Raw genomic sequence first — 14,346 nt, 5'->3', positions numbered from 1 at the left:
ACTTTGAGACTCAATCGATATGGAACTTCGTACGCTCCGCTACTTCATGGCCGTTGTTGAAAAGCAGAATTTCACCCGCGCAGCCGAATCACTCAACATGGCCCAGCCGCCCCTGAGCCAGCAGATCCGCAAGTTGGAAGAGACCCTGGGCACCCCTCTGCTGCGCCGTTTGACCCGCAGTGTCGAACTGACCGAGGCGGGCGAGAGCCTCTATCGGGATGCGGCGCAGATCCTGGCGCTGGCCGATGCGGCAAAACTGAAGGTAAAGCGGATTGCTCGGGGCGAGCAGGGGGCGCTGAGGATCGGCTTCGCCGGTTCCACCGTGCTCCACCCTGCGGTGCTGACCCTGTTGCACGACTATCGGGAGCGCTACCCCGAGGTGGCCCTCAGCCCGCAGGAGGGCACCATGCCGGCATTGGTGGAGGCGCTGCGCAACGATCGGCTGGATGCGGCCATCTTGCGGCTCCCCTGCCGCGGTAGCGAGGGCTTTGCCCACCACCTTATCGAGCAGGAGCCGCTGCTGATCGCCCTGCCGACCAGCCATCCCAAGGCCAAGCCGGGCCCCTTGCCACTGGCCAGCCTGAAGGACGAGAGTTTTATTCTGTTTCCCCACGCCATCGGGCCCGGGCTCTATGACGGCATCGTGGGTCTCTGCCGGGAGGCGGGGTTCGAGCCTATATTGGGGCCCGAATGCCCGCAGGTGATCTCTACCGTCGGCATGGTGCAGGCGGGCTTTGGCGTGACTCTGGTGCCCAGCTCGGTGGCGGCGCTGCGCCCGCTCGGGGTCAGTTATCACCCCATTGAGGGCAACGGCATGATGACCAGCATCAGTCTGGCAACACGGCCACACCCAAGCAGTGCCGTGCTGCGGCACTTTATCGCCCAGATCCGTGCCGCCCAGATACAACAAGGCCTCCAGAAGGAGGCCCTGTTGAACAAGCTTGAACCGGTTTGATGGCCAGCTTGCCTGATGCGACGGCTTATTTGACGGTACTGCTTATTTGACAGTCACGCGGGCAAACTTGCGCTTGCCGACCTGATAGACGGCGGTACCGGCACCGATGAGTGCCTTGCCATCTTCCAGCTTCTCGCCATCCACCTTGACCGCACCCTGCTTGATCATCCGCAGCGCTTCGGAGGTGGTGGCCACCAGATCCGCCTCTTTCAGCAGGTTGGCAATGGCCAGACCTTCGCCTTCCAGAGCCAGCTCGACTTCCGGCATTTCGTCCGGAATGGCGTTCTTGGAGAAGCGCTGGGTGAAATCTTCGTGGGCCGCTTCGGCCGCCGCTTCGTCGTGATAACGGGCGATGATCTCTTTGGCCAGCCAGATCTTCACGTCGCGCGGGTTGAGAGTACCGGCAGCGATGCCTGCCTTGAACTCTTCGATTTCAGCCAGCGGACGGAAGGAGAGCAGCTCGTAGTAGTTCCACATCAGATCGTCGGTGATGGACATGATCTTGCCGAACATCTCGCCCGGAGCGTCGTGGACGCCGATGTAGTTGCCTGCGGACTTGGACATCTTCTTGACACCGTCCAGACCCACCAGCAGCGGCATCATCAGCACGCACTGGGTCGCCATGCCGGCATCTTTTTGCAGCTCTCGGCCCATCAGCAGGTTGAACTTCTGGTCGGTACCGCCAAGCTCAACGTCCGCCTTCAGCGCGACCGAGTCATAGCCTTGCAGCAGCGGATAGAGGAATTCGTGAATCGCGATGGATTGGCCGCCGGTGTAGCGCTTTTTGAAGTCGTCGCGCTCCATCATGCGGGCCACGGTCTGCTTGGCCGCCAGCTTGATCATGCCGGTCGCACCCAGCTCGCTCAGCCAGGTCGAGTTGTACTCGATGCGGGTCTTGGCGGGGTCGAGGATCTTGAACGCCTGCTCGGCATAGGTGAGGGCGTTGTGCTTGATGGCCTCTTCGGAGAGCGGCGGACGGGTGGCGTTCTTGCCGGAGGGGTCACCCACCATGGCAGTGAAGTCACCGATCAGCAGGATCACTTCATGGCCCAGATCCTGGAAGGTTTTCAGCTTGTTGAGGATCACGGTATGACCCAGGTGAATGTCGGGGGCGGTCGGGTCCATGCCCAACTTGATGCGCAGCGGGCGCCCTTCCTTCAACTTGGCGACAAGTTCTTCTTCAACCAGAATTTCTTCCGCTCCGCGCTTGATCTCGGCTAGCGCCACCTCGAGCTGGGACATTTTTTGACTCTCCATCACGATTCCACAGGGCCAAACATATTACTGGAATGGCGGGCCAATTGGAAAGGCTGTAAAATCCGTCCATTCTGCCCGACTTCATCTGCTTCTCATGGTTATTTGGCACGCCTTCAACGCACTCCCCCACTGGCACCGCAAGATGGTGCTGATCTTGAGCATCATGATCATGATGCTGGCTGCCTGGCCCAGCGAACAGGCAGTAGCAACACGGGTCGATGAAAACGGCAACGAAATTGCCCTGCGGGAACCGGCTAACGATAACGCGCTGAACAACGAGCTGCCGGCCGAGGCCGCCCAGCCTGCCACCCCGCCCAAACCACGCTACATCACCAAGCAGGTGAAGGTACGCCGTGGCGACAACATGGGAGTCATCTTCCAGCGCATTGGCCTGAGCACCACGGATCTGCACCTGATCGATCAGCTCGAGGGCAGCGATCCCCTGCGGATGCTGCAACCTGGGCAGGAACTCACCTTCAAGCTCACCGAGAACGGCGAGCTGCACAGCCTCTATTACCCCCACAGTCTGGAGCAGGCGCTCAAGGTGAGCCGCAAGGAGGAGACCTTTGTCGCCCGCAACGTCAAGATCGCCCTCGACACCCGCGAACAGGTGAGCAAAGGGGAGATCCGCTCCAGCTTCTGGGGCGCCGCGGTGGATGCGGGGATGACCGAAGATCAGATCATGGACTTGGCCGCCATCTTCGGCTGGGACATCGACTTTGCCCAGGACTTGCAACCGGGAGACAGCTTCCGGGTGGTCTATGAAGACAAGTTCCGCGACGACGAGCGGGTCGCCTCCGGCGATATTCTGGCGGCGGAGTTCGTCAACCAGGGCACCGCCTACCGCGCCGTGCTCAATGAAGATGGCAACTACTACACCCCGGAAGGCAAAGCGATGCGCAAGAGCTTCCTGCGCGCGCCGGTCAACTTCAAATACATCAGCTCCAACTTCAACCCGCGCCGCCTCCATCCGGTGACCGGCAAGATCCGCCCCCACAACGGCATCGACTATGTGGCGCCGGTGGGCACCCCCATCATGGCGGCGGGCTCCGGCAACGTGGTGGCGGCGGGCTACAACCAGTTCAACGGCAACTACGTCTTTATCAAGCATGCCGGCAACTATGTGACCAAGTACCTGCACCTCTCCAAACGCACCGTCAACAAGGGACAGCGGGTGAAGCAGGGGCAGACCATCGGCACTCTGGGTGGCACCGGCCGCGTCACCGGCCCGCACCTGCACTACGAATTCGTGGTGGGCGGCATTCACAAGAACCCGCGCACCCTCACCCTGCCGCAGGCAGAGACCCTGAGCGGACGCGAGCTGGCCAACTTCAAAAAGCTGGCGATGCCGCAACTGGCCAAGCTCGACAGCCCCGAGCTGCAGCTGGCCCAGAACAAGCGGGATAGCCGCGGCAACTAAGCCATCAGGGCTGGCGGGGTAGCAGCCCCGCCAGCCCTTTTTATTTTGCCTGCGCATGGCTCGGCGCCATGCTGCATCGGTGTCGGGAAGCGGACTATCCCGACCAGCGAGTGAGGAGAGCCAATGGCTGAACGCTATATCGGATTGATGTCAGGCACCAGCATGGACGGTATTGACGCCGTGCTGGTGGTGATCGACGGGGATCAACTGCGGGTCGAGGCGGCCCTCAGCCACCCCTGGCCAACCGCCCACGAGCTGCATGAGCTCTGTACCCCTAGCGACAACGAGATCGATCGCATGGGGGTGGCCGACAATCTGGTGGCGCGCGAATTTGCCGCCGCCACCCACGCCCTGCTGGCCAATACGGGCCTCACGCCCGCCGATATTCGCGCCATCGGCAGCCACGGCCAGACCATCCGCCACCGCCCCCAGCTTGGCTTCACCCTGCAGATCGGCAACGCGGCCCTGCTGGCGGCGCTGACCGGCATCGATGTCATCGCCGACTTTCGCACCATGGACATGGCCCTCGGCGGTCAGGGGGCCCCGCTGGTGCCCGCCTTCCATCAGGCCTTCTTTGCCCGCCCCGGTGCATTGCGGGTGGTGCTGAACCTCGGCGGCATCGCCAATATCTCGGTGCTGCCGGGCCATGCCAACGGGGTCTATGGCTTCGATACCGGCCCGGCCAACACCCTGCTCGACGGCTGGTATCGCCGCCATCACCCCAAGGGGGCCGGTTACGATGCCGGCGGCCAGTGGGCGGCCAGCGGCAAGCCAATCCCGGCCCTGCTGGAGAAGCTGCTGGCTCACCCCTATTTCGCCGCCCCCGCCCCCAAGAGCACCGGGCGGGAGATGTTCACCCTGGAGTGGCTCGATGGCGAGCTGGCTGGCCAACCCTATGCCGCGGCGGATGTGCAGCGCACTCTGCAGGCGCTCACCTGCCACAGCATCGCCCGCCAGCTGCCTGCGCCGAATGAGGCGCAAACCCGTCCCGAGCTGTTTGTCTGCGGCGGCGGCGCCCATAACGCCCCGCTGCTGAGCGAATTGGCCAGCCTGCTGCCCGCATGGCGCATCGCCAGCACTGCCGAACTTGGCATTGCGCCCGACTGGATGGAAGGCGCAGCCTTTGCCTGGCTGGCGGAGCGCTTTATCAAGCACAAACCCGGCAACCTGCCCGCCGTCACCGGCGCCAGCCGTCCGGCTGTGCTGGGTGCTCTCTACCCCGCACCCTAGATATCCCCCAGATATGCAAATGACGACAGCCCCGATATGGGGCTGTCGTCATGTCACATCATGAACAGTGGCACTTTGGCCAACACCCGTTGTTACATGGCATTGGTGGATTCAAAAATTTTGTCGGCGGACGCTTCGACAAAGCCCGGATAGAGCACGCCATCAGGCTGCGGGTAGCGCAGGGCAAACTCGTAGAAGCAGCTCGGGATGGTACGCACCCCATCGCTGAACGGCACCTCGGCTTTGTCTGCCATGGTGGAGGATTGCTCCAGCATCACCTGCGGGTCCCCCTTCACCTCGCCACCCACGCTGTTGAGCACAAAACCCGCCGCCTTGAGCGCCGCATTGACCTGATGGATGGTGTCGAAATCCTTCAACTTGTTGATATTGACCGTGAAGTGGTTGGCACGATAGCCCCATGCTGCCATCCATGCCGCGTACTCGCTCTCCGCCAGCAGAGTCTGATAATCGGCATAGGAGACCTGCCAGGGGGCACCGGTGTAGAGAAATGCCGGGGTATCGGTCAGATGATCGGGCACCTGATCGGCCAGCTTGTGGATGATGGCCTGCGCCGCTGGGGAGAGTTCTTCCACCTTCAGCTCGCTGATAAACACCTTGGGAGCGTCCGGATCCTGATGCTCGAAGTGCTTGGCGTAGAGCTTCTTGGCCTTGAAAACGTACTCGCCCTTCTGCTCGTAACCGAGCGCCAGGAAGTGGGCGGCCAGCTTCTCCAGCCCCAGCTTGGGCAGGTTGTAGGTACGAAACGCCACGTGATCGTTGACGATGGGCTCGCCGCCACCCAGCAGGGTGTGCACCTTGAGGGCGCTCGGGGTCACCTTGATGTAGTTGTCCCACAGATGGCTGAACAGGGTGTCGATATCCTTTTGCATCTCTCTTTCCTTTGATTGCAGGTACAGATGGGGGCACCGCTGGATGCCCCGTGTCGTTATTGGAAGCGCAGGCCGGGCGACAGTTGATCCGGCATGGCCGCTTTGCTGTCTTCGACAGAGGCAACTGGGTAAGCACAGTAGTCAGCAGCGTAGTAGGCGCTCGCCCTGTGGTTACCGGAAGCACCGATACCACCAAACGGCGCGGCACTGGAGGCGCCGGTGATGGGTTTGTTCCAGTTGACGATACCGGCGCGGATCCGCTTGAAGAAGTGGTGCCAGTCCGCCTCCTTGTCCCCCAGCAGACCGGCCGAGAGACCGTAGCGGGTGGCGTTGCCCTGATCGATGGCAGCATCGAAATCATCGTAACGAATGAGTTGCAGCAGCGGGCCGAAGTACTCTTCGTCAGGCAGCGCGCTCACTGAGGTCACGTCGATAATACCCGGGGAGACAAAGCCTGTGCCCGCTTCCAGGTGCTTGAGGGTAAGCAGGTTCTCACCACCGAGGCGCTGCAGGTTGGCTTGCGCCTCGACCATACCCAGTGCAGCCTTCTCGCTTATCATCGAGCCCATGAACGGCTGCTCGGCAGCGTCATAGAGGCCGACCTTGATCTGGCCGACCACCTCGAGCAGTCGCTTGACCAGGGCATCGCCCCGCTCGCCCCGCTCGACAAACAGACGGCGGGAACAGGTGCAGCGCTGACCGGAAGTGATGAACGCCGACTGGACGATGGCATAGACGGCGCCGTCGATGTCGCTCACATCTTTCACGATCAGCGGGTTGTTGCCGCCCATCTCGAGGGCCAAAATTTTGCCCGGCTGGCCGGCAAACTGCTGATGGAGGAAATGGCCGGTGCGGGAGGAGCCGGTAAAGAAGAGGCCGTCGATATCCGAGTTGCCAGCCAGCGACTTGCCAGTCTCGACCTCCCCTTGCACCAGATTGAGCACTCCCTTGGGCAATCCGGCCTCCTGCCACACCTTGACCATGGCTTCCGCGACCATGGGGGTCAGCTCGGAGGGTTTGAATACCACGGCGTTACCCGCGATCAGTGCAGGTACGATATGGCCGTTGGGCAGATGACCCGGGAAGTTGTAAGGGCCGAACACCGCCACCACACCGTGGGGCTTGTGACGGACAAACGCCTTGGCGCCCGGCATGGCATTTTCAACGGTGCCGGTACGCTCGTCGTGGGCACGGATGGAGATGGCAATCTTGCCCTGCATGGCGGCCACTTCGGTGCGGGTCTCCCACAGCGGTTTGCCTGTTTCGCGGGCGATGGTCAGGGCCAAAACCTCTTTCTGCTCGCCAAGCAGGTCGGCATAACGACGCACTATGGCCAGACGATCCTCAAGGCTCATGTCCGCCCAGTGGTAGAAGGCGGCACGGGCGGCCTTGACGGCGGCATCCACCTGCGCCGCACTGGCGGCAGCCCCCTGCCAGATCACCTCGTTCTTGGCCGGATCGGTTGACTCGAACGGCTTGCCTTCACCGGCAAGCCACTGACCGTCGATAAATTGCACTAACTGGCTCATCCATTCACTCCCTGTCGCTGGCAGGCAGCCTCGGCTGCCTGCCTGATAATCGGTTTGCTTGTCCTGTTTGCCTCAGTCGAGGTCAACCACCCGCACCATGTCGCCATCCTGCACCTTGAGTGCCGCCGCCATCTTGGGCGGGATGATGGCTTCGTGCTTGTCGAGATCGACCCGGATATTGCCGTAGCAGGCGCGGTAATGTTCGAAACGGCTGTTGCAGATAAGGTGGGTCTTGCCACCGATGGGCTCGCCCACCAGCACTCGCAGTTTCTTGCTGCGGCGCACGCTGCGGATATTCTTCACGTCGCACTCGACGGTGGGGCCCGCATCGAAAATATCGACGTAGCCACGGTTCACGAAGCCCTCGTCCTGCAGCATCTTGATGGCCGGGCGAGTCTTCTCGTGGGTCTGACCGATAACGGCCCGCGCCTCTTTGCTCAGCAAATTGACGTAGATGGGGTACTTGGGCATCAGTTCGGCGATAAAACGCTTCTTGCCGATGCCGGTCAGATAGTCGACGGTGGGAAAATCCATCGAGAAGAAGTGGGTTTGCAGCCACTCGTAGAAGGGGCTGTGACCGTTGGCATCGGAGACGCCGCGCATTTCGGCGAAGACGGTCTCGTCAAACAGCTCGGGGTGCTCGGCCATAAACAGAAAGCGGTGCTTGGAGAGCAGGCGGCCGTTGAGCCCTTCGCGGGCACATTCGCGCAAGAACAGGGTGCAGAGCTCGGAGTTGCCGGTGTAGTCGTTGGAGAGAGTCAGGGTTTCAACGACGTTGTAGATGCCGAGCTTGGGAGAAGAGTGCACCACTTTGCCGATGTGGTAGTTGTAAAACGGCTGGGAGAGGCCAACCGCGGCATCGATGGCACAGGTGCCGACCATCTCGCCGGTCTCCAGATCCTCAGCCACGAAGAAGTAGAGGCAGTCCCCCTTGCCGGCGGGCTTGTCGGAAAAAGTCTGGGTAGAAGCATCGATCTTGCGCTGCAGCAACTCATCGTTGACGGGCAACGAGGTCATGCCGGTGCCGGACTCGATGGCGCAGGTCTTGAGCCCGGCAAAATCTTTTTGCTCGATGGGACGGATAACCAACATAAATGACAACTCCCTTTCATTGACGACAGGTGGGGGCCCGGCTCCTGCCGGGAGAGCTCCCCACCTCAATTTGGAATCAGGCGTTGACCACCTGGGCAACCGCCTTCTCGAAGCGGGCCAACCCTTCCTTGATGTCCGCTTCCGGGATCACCAGTGAAGGGGCAAAACGAACCACGTTGGTACCGGCAACCAGTGCCATCAGCCCCTGATCGATAGAGGCCAGCAGGAAGTCGCGGGAACGCCCCTTGAAGTCCTCGCTCAGAGCGGCACCCAGCAGCAGCCCCTTGCCACGCACTTCGCTAAAGCAGTGGTATTTGGCGTTGATCGCCTCAAGCCCATCGCGGAACAGCTGTTCGCGCCGCTTGACCCCGTCCAGTACCTCGGGAGTATTGATCACGTCGATCACTGCCTCGGCGACCGCACAGGCCAGCGGGTTACCGCCGTAGGTAGAGCCGTGAGTGCCCACTTTCAGGTAAGAAGCGATTTCGTCGGTGGTCAGCATGGCGCCGATGGGGAAACCGCCCCCCAGCGCCTTGGCGCTGGTGAGGATGTCCGGCGTGACGCCGAGCCCCATATAGGCATAGAGATCACCGGTCCGGCCGACCCCTGACTGCACTTCGTCATACACCAGCAGGGCATTGTGTTTGTCGCACAGCTCGCGCACCCCTTTGGCAAACTCGTCGGTAGGACGAATAATGCCACCCTCCCCTTGCAGCGGCTCCATCACCACGGCGCAGGTGTTGTCGGAGATCACCTCGGCTAGTGCCGCCAGATCGTTGTAGGGAACATGGGTAATGTCACCGGGCTTGGGACCGAAGCCATCGGAGTAGGCAGCCTGGCCACCGACGCTGACGGTAAAGAAGGTACGACCGTGGAAGCCCTGATTGAAGGCGATGATCTGGGTCTTCTGCTCGCCAAACTTCTCGATGGCGTAGCGGCGAGCCAACTTGAGGGCAGCTTCATTCGCTTCGGCGCCGGAGTTGCAAAAGTAGACCTTGTCGGCAAAGGTGGCCGCGACCAGCTTCTTGGCCAGACGCAGGGCCGGTTCGTTGGTCATTACGTTGGAGAGGTGCCACAGCTTCTCGCCCTGGGTTTTCAGAGCCTCGACCAGCTTGGGATGACAGTGACCCAGGCCGTTAACGGCGATACCACCGGCGAAGTCGACATACTCGCGCCCCTCCTGATCCCAGACACGTGACCCTTCACCACGCACCGGGATGATCTTGGCGGGCGCATAGTTGGGAACCATCACTTCATCAAACACTTCACGTGTCACTGCCAACAACTCTGACATATAGCTCTCCTTCAGATTCGGCGACAGAATAATCCACCGCCTAAAAGTTAAATCCGTGTAAACGTGACGGGATTATCACAGAAATAAAGTAAAAAGTCTGTAACAAGACGACCTATGAGGAACAATGTTCGATTGACCTTGAGATTTTAGGCAACCGCATTGCATAACGACTCAGGGGGGCTTGGCAAGAGATAATTTGGGCTGGAAGGGGGCTGAATAAAGTGTCAGAGAAATATTTTTTACCTTCTTTCAAACTTGAGAAGGTGATCACAAATTTTTATGAACAGGACAGAAAATTGGCCAGCAGCAAATGGCCCTGTTCGCTCAAAATACTCTCCGGATGGAACTGAACACCCTCGACAGGAAGTGTCTTATGGCGTAATCCCATGATTTCGTCAAACGAGCCATCGGCATGCTCGCTCCAGGCGGTGACCTCGAAGCAGTCGGGCAGCGTGTCGCGCTCCACCACCAGTGAGTGATAACGGGTCACCCGCAAGGGATCCTTTAGACCGTAGAATACCCCTTCGCCGCGATGGCGAATCAGGGAGGTCTTGCCATGCATCACCTGACGCGCGCGAACCACGCGGGCACCAAACGCCTGCGCCAGCGACTGGTGGCCAAGGCAGACGCCAAGAATGGGTAGCTTGCCGGCGAAGTGGCTGATGGCATCGAGAGAGATCCCCGCCTCATTGGGCGTACAGGGACCGGGAGAGATCACCAGAAAACGGGGGGAGAGCTGCGCTATGGCATCAAGCGTCAGTTCATCATTGCGCTTGACCACAACCTCTTGTCCCAGGGCGCCGAAATATTGCACCAGATTCCAGGTAAAAGAGTCGTAGTTATCGATCAACAACAGCATGAGATAACCAACAGTGGAGAATTAACGATCGAGATAACGACCCTGTTCCATTTCCCGTTCACGCTGACACTCGGCCAGATAGATGGCTGCAGCGATGGCAGCAGTCTTGTGATGTTTATCGATGGCATTGGAGACCATCAATTGCAGGGTATTGAGGTTTTTCGCCTTGCGGAACTTGCGCAGCCAGTGACCTTTATCACTCAGCTCTTCAATCGAAATATTTGGTTGAACAGACATGCGTACTCTTGGGGATATAACCCGGGTTGAAATAAAGAATTAAACAAAATACAACGTGGGAAAATAAAGAAAGCCAGGCAAATACCCAGCTCTCTTCTACTACACCTTCCCAGTATGTCAGGCTCGAGGAACGAAGCCGACTACATCATATACGCTGGTCAGGGTTTTTTCAGCTCTTTCACGCGCCTTTTGTGCCCCTTCGGCAAGAATCGCAATCAGATGGGCCTCATCCTGACGCAACTCGTGGAAACGAGCCTGGATCGGTTCCAGCAGCGCAACCACGGCTTCGGCGGTCTCGGTCTTGAGGTGACCATACATCTTGCCTTCGAAGTGCTGCTCCAGCTCGGGGATGGAGCGGCCAGTCACGCCGGACATCAGGGTCAGCAGGTTGGAGACACCCGGTTTGTTTTCCGGGTCGAAACGCACCACCGCCGGCTCGTCGGAGTCAGTCACCGCACGCTTGATCTTCTTGACGATCTGCTTGGGATCTTCCAGCAGGCCGATGAAGTTGGCCTCGTTGTCATCCGACTTGGACATCTTCTTGGTCGGATCCTGCAGGCTCATCACCCGCGCCCCTTCGGTCGGAATGAAGGGCTCCGGCATGGTGAACACTTCACCATAGAGGTTGTTGAAACGGGTACAGATGTCGCGGGTCAGCTCCAGATGCTGCTTCTGGTCGTTGCCGACCGGCACCTGATTGGCCTGATAGAGCAGGATATCGGCTGCCATCAGCACCGGATAACCGAACAGGCCGACGTTGACGTTGTTCTCGAAACGGGCGGACTTGTCCTTGAACTGGGTCATGCGCGACAACTCACCCATCTGGGTATAGCAGTTGAGGATCCAGCCCAGCTCGGCGTGCTGCGGCACGTGAGACTGGATGAAGACAGTGCTCTTCTTGGGATCGATACCGACCGCTAGATAGAGGGCGGCTGCGTCCAGACAAGCCTTGCGCAGGGCAGCCGGGTCCTGACGAGTGGTGATGGCGTGCAGGTCGACGATGCAGTAGAGGCAGTCGAACTCATCCTGCATGTTGACCCACTGACGCAGGGCCCCCATGTAGTTGCCGATGGTCAGTTGACCGGAGGGTTGCGCCCCGCTCAATACGATTGGTTTAGTCATGAGAGTGTTAATCCTTGTTATTCAGCCAGCCCAGCTGCGCTATTAGACCAAAAGTGCATCGAGCTGGGCAAACTGCTCGAATACCCAGTCTGGATGGGAGTCGGCAATGGGGCGGCCATAGTTGTAACCGTAGGTCAGGCCCACCACCTTCATGCCGGCCGCCTTGGCCGCCAGCACGTCATTTTCGGAGTCGCCCACCATTAGAGTGCGAGCCGGGCTCACCCCCAACTCCTGGCAAGCGTGCAGCAATGGCTCCGGGCTCGGCTTCTTGACTGGCACGCAGTTGCCGCCAAGCCAAAGTTCGAAACAATCGCTGATGCCAAGGGCATCGAGGATGGGTGCCACGAAATCACTCGGCTTGTTGGTGACGATCGCCTGCTTGTAACCCAGGGTTTGCAGGCGACGCAGACTCTGGGCAACCCCGTCATACATAGCCAGCCCTTGCAGCAGGCAGGCGTTGTAGTGCTGGAAAAAGATCGGTCTGGCCTTGGCAAACAGCTCGGGGTCAGCCTCGCGATAGGCGAGCGCCCGCTGGATCAGCTTGTCGGCACCATTGCCGACCCAGGTACGGATAACCGCTTCATCAGCTTGTTCCAGACCCAGATCAGCCAGAGTCAGATTGACCGCCAGCGCCAGTTGGGCGGCGCTGTCAATCAGGGTGCCGTCCAGATCGAACAGCACCAAATCAAATGCGCGCTCAGCGTGTGACATGAGCCAGCTCCGCACGCATCTTATCGATCACCGCCTTGTAGTCAGGCTGGCTGAAAATGGCCGAGCCGGCGACAAACATGTCGGCGCCCGCTTCGGCGATCTCGCGAATGTTGTCGACCTTCACCCCGCCATCGATCTCGAGTCGGATATCGCGGCCGCTCTCGTCGATCAGACGACGCACCTGACGCAGCTTGTCGAGGGTACCGGGGATAAAGCTCTGGCCACCGAAGCCCGGGTTGACCGACATCAGCAGGATCACATCCAGCTTGTCCATCACATACTCGAGGCAGGAGAGCGAGGTAGCAGGATTCAGCACCAGACCGGCCTGGCAGCCCATCTCCTTGATGAGGCCCAGAGAACGGTCTACGTGGTCGGACGCTTCCGGGTGGAAGGTGATGAGGGAAGCACCGGCCTTGGCAAAATCAGGAATGATGCGATCCACCGGCTTGACCATCAGGTGCACGTCGATGGGGGCCTCGATACCGTAGTCACGCAGCGCCTGACAGACCATGGGGCCAATGGTCAGGTTGGGGACATAGTGGTTGTCCATCACGTCGAAGTGAACCACGTCGGCACCAGCAGCCAGTACCTTGGCTACATCGTCACCCAGACGGGCAAAATCGGCAGAGAGGATCGAGGGGGCAATCAGAAAGTCTTTCATCAGCATCATCCATTGGCAGCCAGGGAGAAAAAGCGGCGCAATTTTAACGTAAAAGGCGGGCGAAAACGACTCGAATGCGGGGTAAATGGGGCAATCGCCTCCCCTCCCACAACCACCCGGGTTTTGGGGCATCGGCACAGGCCCAGGCGCGCCCATAAAAAACGGCACCCTTGGGCGCCGCATGGTCTGTTACGTCAGTGGCAGCAGTTCGCTGTCGCTGGGATAGTAGCCCTGCTCGGGTTCGATTCCGGGCGGATAGAGCGCCAACAACTCGGCCACCTTGTTGCGGGTGCCGCCGTTGCGGCTGATGGTGCGCTTGACCAGGATCTCGTCGAGGCGGGCACCGCGATAAAGCTCACGAGTCAGCTCGATATCGTGGTTGCTGATCAGCACTGGCACCCCTTTGTGAGCGGCTGTGTGACGGGCCAGTCGCGCCAGGATCGCCTGATCATCCAGGGTAAACCCACCGGAGGCATAGGTGGTGAAGCTCGCCGTAGTGGAGAGCGGCGCATAGGGTGGATCACAATAGATAACCCAATCCTCTTCGGCACGCTTGATGGCATCGGCGTAGCTCTCGCAGATAAAGGTCGCCTTCTGCGCCTTTTCGGCAAAGGCCCACAGCTCTTTTTCCGGGAAATAGGGTTTCTTGTAGGAGCCGAACGGCACGTTGAAGCCGCCCTTCTTGTTGTAGCGGCACAGTCCGTTGAAACCGTGACGGTTGAGAAACAGGAACAAGAGCGCCCGCTCGAAGGTGGTCTCGGTCTGATTGAACTGGGTACGCAGCCGGTAATAGGCCGCCTTGTGGTTGTGCTCTGCCACAAACAGCTTGCGCGCCTCGGCAATGAAACTGTCCGGCGTCAGCTTGAGGTGGTTGTACAGGCAGATCAGATCCGGATTGATGTCGTTGAGCACATACGCGTCGTAGTCGGTGTTGAGAAACACAGACCCGGCCCCGACGAAGGGCTCCAGCAACACACGCCCGGCCGGCAGGCGCTCGGCAATCTCTTCAACCAGGGAGTATTTTCCCCCGGCCCATTTTAAAAAAGCGCGTGTTTTTTTCATGGAAATCCGGTGTGTAAGAAGGCAAGA

General features: G+C 59.8%; 14 protein-coding genes. 3 read left to right on the top strand and 11 right to left on the bottom strand.

Annotation, left to right across the window (positions count from 1 at the left end; genetic code table 11):
• Nucleotides 1–19: 19 nt before the first annotated feature.
• A complete protein-coding gene (locus G5193_RS04990; protein WP_421205194.1) occupies nt 20–955 on the top strand; it encodes a LysR family transcriptional regulator in 936 nt (311 codons plus the stop codon).
• Nucleotides 956–997: 42 nt separating this feature from the next.
• On the opposite strand, the gene tyrS is transcribed toward G5193_RS04990, so the two are convergent.
• On the bottom strand, nt 998–2,197 hold the full coding sequence (tyrS, locus tag G5193_RS04985) for a tyrosine--tRNA ligase (protein WP_019445249.1): 1,200 nt from the start codon (nt 2,195–2,197) through the stop codon (nt 998–1,000).
• 109 nt (nt 2,198–2,306) lie between these two features.
• Between tyrS and G5193_RS04980 the strand changes: the two genes are divergently transcribed.
• Both G5193_RS04980 and G5193_RS04975 read left to right on the top strand, forming a co-directional pair.
• Complete coding sequence (locus tag G5193_RS04980; RefSeq protein ID WP_421205192.1) at nt 2,307–3,632, top strand: peptidoglycan DD-metalloendopeptidase family protein; 1,326 nt, start codon at nt 2,307–2,309, stop codon at nt 3,630–3,632.
• Nucleotides 3,633–3,755: 123 nt separating this feature from the next.
• The gene (locus tag G5193_RS04975; RefSeq protein ID WP_421205190.1) at nt 3,756–4,862 is read left to right on the top strand and encodes an anhydro-N-acetylmuramic acid kinase; all 1,107 of its coding nucleotides are present in this window, start codon (nt 3,756–3,758) and stop codon (nt 4,860–4,862) included.
• Between the two features lie 92 nt (nt 4,863–4,954).
• On the opposite strand, the gene G5193_RS04970 is transcribed toward G5193_RS04975, so the two are convergent.
• From G5193_RS04970 to G5193_RS04925, 10 genes are all read right to left on the bottom strand, one after another.
• On the bottom strand, nt 4,955–5,752 hold the full coding sequence (locus tag G5193_RS04970; protein ID WP_005347890.1) for a DUF1338 domain-containing protein: 798 nt from the start codon (nt 5,750–5,752) through the stop codon (nt 4,955–4,957).
• Between the two features lie 56 nt (nt 5,753–5,808).
• Nucleotides 5,809–7,281 (bottom strand): succinylglutamate-semialdehyde dehydrogenase, encoded by a 1,473-nt coding sequence (gene astD / locus G5193_RS04965; RefSeq protein WP_421205188.1) that lies wholly within the window; start codon nt 7,279–7,281, stop codon nt 5,809–5,811.
• A gap of 72 nt (nt 7,282–7,353) precedes the next feature.
• Nucleotides 7,354–8,373, bottom strand: coding sequence for an arginine N-succinyltransferase (gene astA / locus G5193_RS04960; protein ID WP_005334994.1), 1,020 nt, complete (start codon nt 8,371–8,373; stop codon nt 7,354–7,356).
• 76 nt (nt 8,374–8,449) lie between these two features.
• Entirely contained in the window at nt 8,450–9,667 is a 1,218-nt protein-coding gene (locus G5193_RS04955; protein ID WP_216953066.1) for an aspartate aminotransferase family protein, read from the bottom strand.
• A gap of 277 nt (nt 9,668–9,944) precedes the next feature.
• Nucleotides 9,945–10,526 (bottom strand): aminodeoxychorismate synthase component II, encoded by a 582-nt coding sequence (locus G5193_RS04950; RefSeq protein WP_216953065.1) that lies wholly within the window; start codon nt 10,524–10,526, stop codon nt 9,945–9,947.
• Between the two features lie 21 nt (nt 10,527–10,547).
• Entirely contained in the window at nt 10,548–10,763 is a 216-nt protein-coding gene (locus G5193_RS04945; RefSeq protein WP_216953064.1) for a hypothetical protein, read from the bottom strand.
• Nucleotides 10,764–10,880: 117 nt separating this feature from the next.
• Entirely contained in the window at nt 10,881–11,885 is a 1,005-nt protein-coding gene (gene trpS / locus G5193_RS04940) for a tryptophan--tRNA ligase (protein ID WP_005362251.1), read from the bottom strand.
• Nucleotides 11,886–11,927: 42 nt separating this feature from the next.
• Complete coding sequence (locus tag G5193_RS04935) at nt 11,928–12,596, bottom strand: phosphoglycolate phosphatase (protein WP_005353990.1); 669 nt, start codon at nt 12,594–12,596, stop codon at nt 11,928–11,930.
• Complete coding sequence (gene rpe, locus G5193_RS04930; protein ID WP_005335006.1) at nt 12,583–13,257, bottom strand: ribulose-phosphate 3-epimerase; 675 nt, start codon at nt 13,255–13,257, stop codon at nt 12,583–12,585. Before rpe ends, G5193_RS04935 begins: the two co-directional genes overlap by 14 nt.
• Nucleotides 13,258–13,446: 189 nt before the next feature.
• The gene (locus G5193_RS04925) at nt 13,447–14,319 is read right to left on the bottom strand and encodes a Dam family site-specific DNA-(adenine-N6)-methyltransferase (protein ID WP_005335008.1); all 873 of its coding nucleotides are present in this window, start codon (nt 14,317–14,319) and stop codon (nt 13,447–13,449) included.
• Nucleotides 14,320–14,346: the final 27 nt, after the last annotated feature.

This window comes from Aeromonas sp. 601027 (assembly GCF_049174455.1).
GTDB classification, from domain to species: Bacteria; Pseudomonadota; Gammaproteobacteria; order Enterobacterales; family Aeromonadaceae; genus Aeromonas; species Aeromonas veronii_A.
This window is presented reverse-complemented; position numbering and strand designations above follow the sequence as displayed.

Bases quoted from the DNA above. Each gene is read 5' to 3' on its own strand.
- trpS (WP_005362251.1), bottom strand. From the start codon at position 11,885: ATGACTAAACCAATCGTATTGAGCGGGGCGCAACCCTCCGGTCAACTG.
- G5193_RS04955 (WP_216953066.1), bottom strand. From the start codon at position 9,667: ATGTCAGAGTTGTTGGCAGTGACACGTGAAGTGTTTGATGAAGTGATG.
- G5193_RS04945 (WP_216953064.1), bottom strand. From the start codon at position 10,763: ATGTCTGTTCAACCAAATATTTCGATTGAAGAGCTGAGTGATAAAGGT.
- tyrS (WP_019445249.1), bottom strand. From the start codon at position 2,197: ATGTCCCAGCTCGAGGTGGCGCTAGCCGAGATCAAGCGCGGAGCGGAA.
- G5193_RS04970 (WP_005347890.1), bottom strand. From the start codon at position 5,752: ATGCAAAAGGATATCGACACCCTGTTCAGCCATCTGTGGGACAACTAC.
- G5193_RS04935 (WP_005353990.1), bottom strand. From the start codon at position 12,596: ATGTCACACGCTGAGCGCGCATTTGATTTGGTGCTGTTCGATCTGGAC.
- rpe (WP_005335006.1), bottom strand. From the start codon at position 13,257: ATGAAAGACTTTCTGATTGCCCCCTCGATCCTCTCTGCCGATTTTGCC.
- G5193_RS04975 (WP_421205190.1), top strand. From the start codon at position 3,756: ATGGCTGAACGCTATATCGGATTGATGTCAGGCACCAGCATGGACGGT.
- G5193_RS04925 (WP_005335008.1), bottom strand. From the start codon at position 14,319: ATGAAAAAAACACGCGCTTTTTTAAAATGGGCCGGGGGAAAATACTCC.
- astA (WP_005334994.1), bottom strand. From the start codon at position 8,373: ATGTTGGTTATCCGTCCCATCGAGCAAAAAGATTTTGCCGGGCTCAAG.
- G5193_RS04950 (WP_216953065.1), bottom strand. From the start codon at position 10,526: ATGCTGTTGTTGATCGATAACTACGACTCTTTTACCTGGAATCTGGTG.
- G5193_RS04990 (WP_421205194.1), top strand. From the start codon at position 20: ATGGAACTTCGTACGCTCCGCTACTTCATGGCCGTTGTTGAAAAGCAG.
- G5193_RS04980 (WP_421205192.1), top strand. From the start codon at position 2,307: ATGGTTATTTGGCACGCCTTCAACGCACTCCCCCACTGGCACCGCAAG.
- astD (WP_421205188.1), bottom strand. From the start codon at position 7,281: ATGAGCCAGTTAGTGCAATTTATCGACGGTCAGTGGCTTGCCGGTGAA.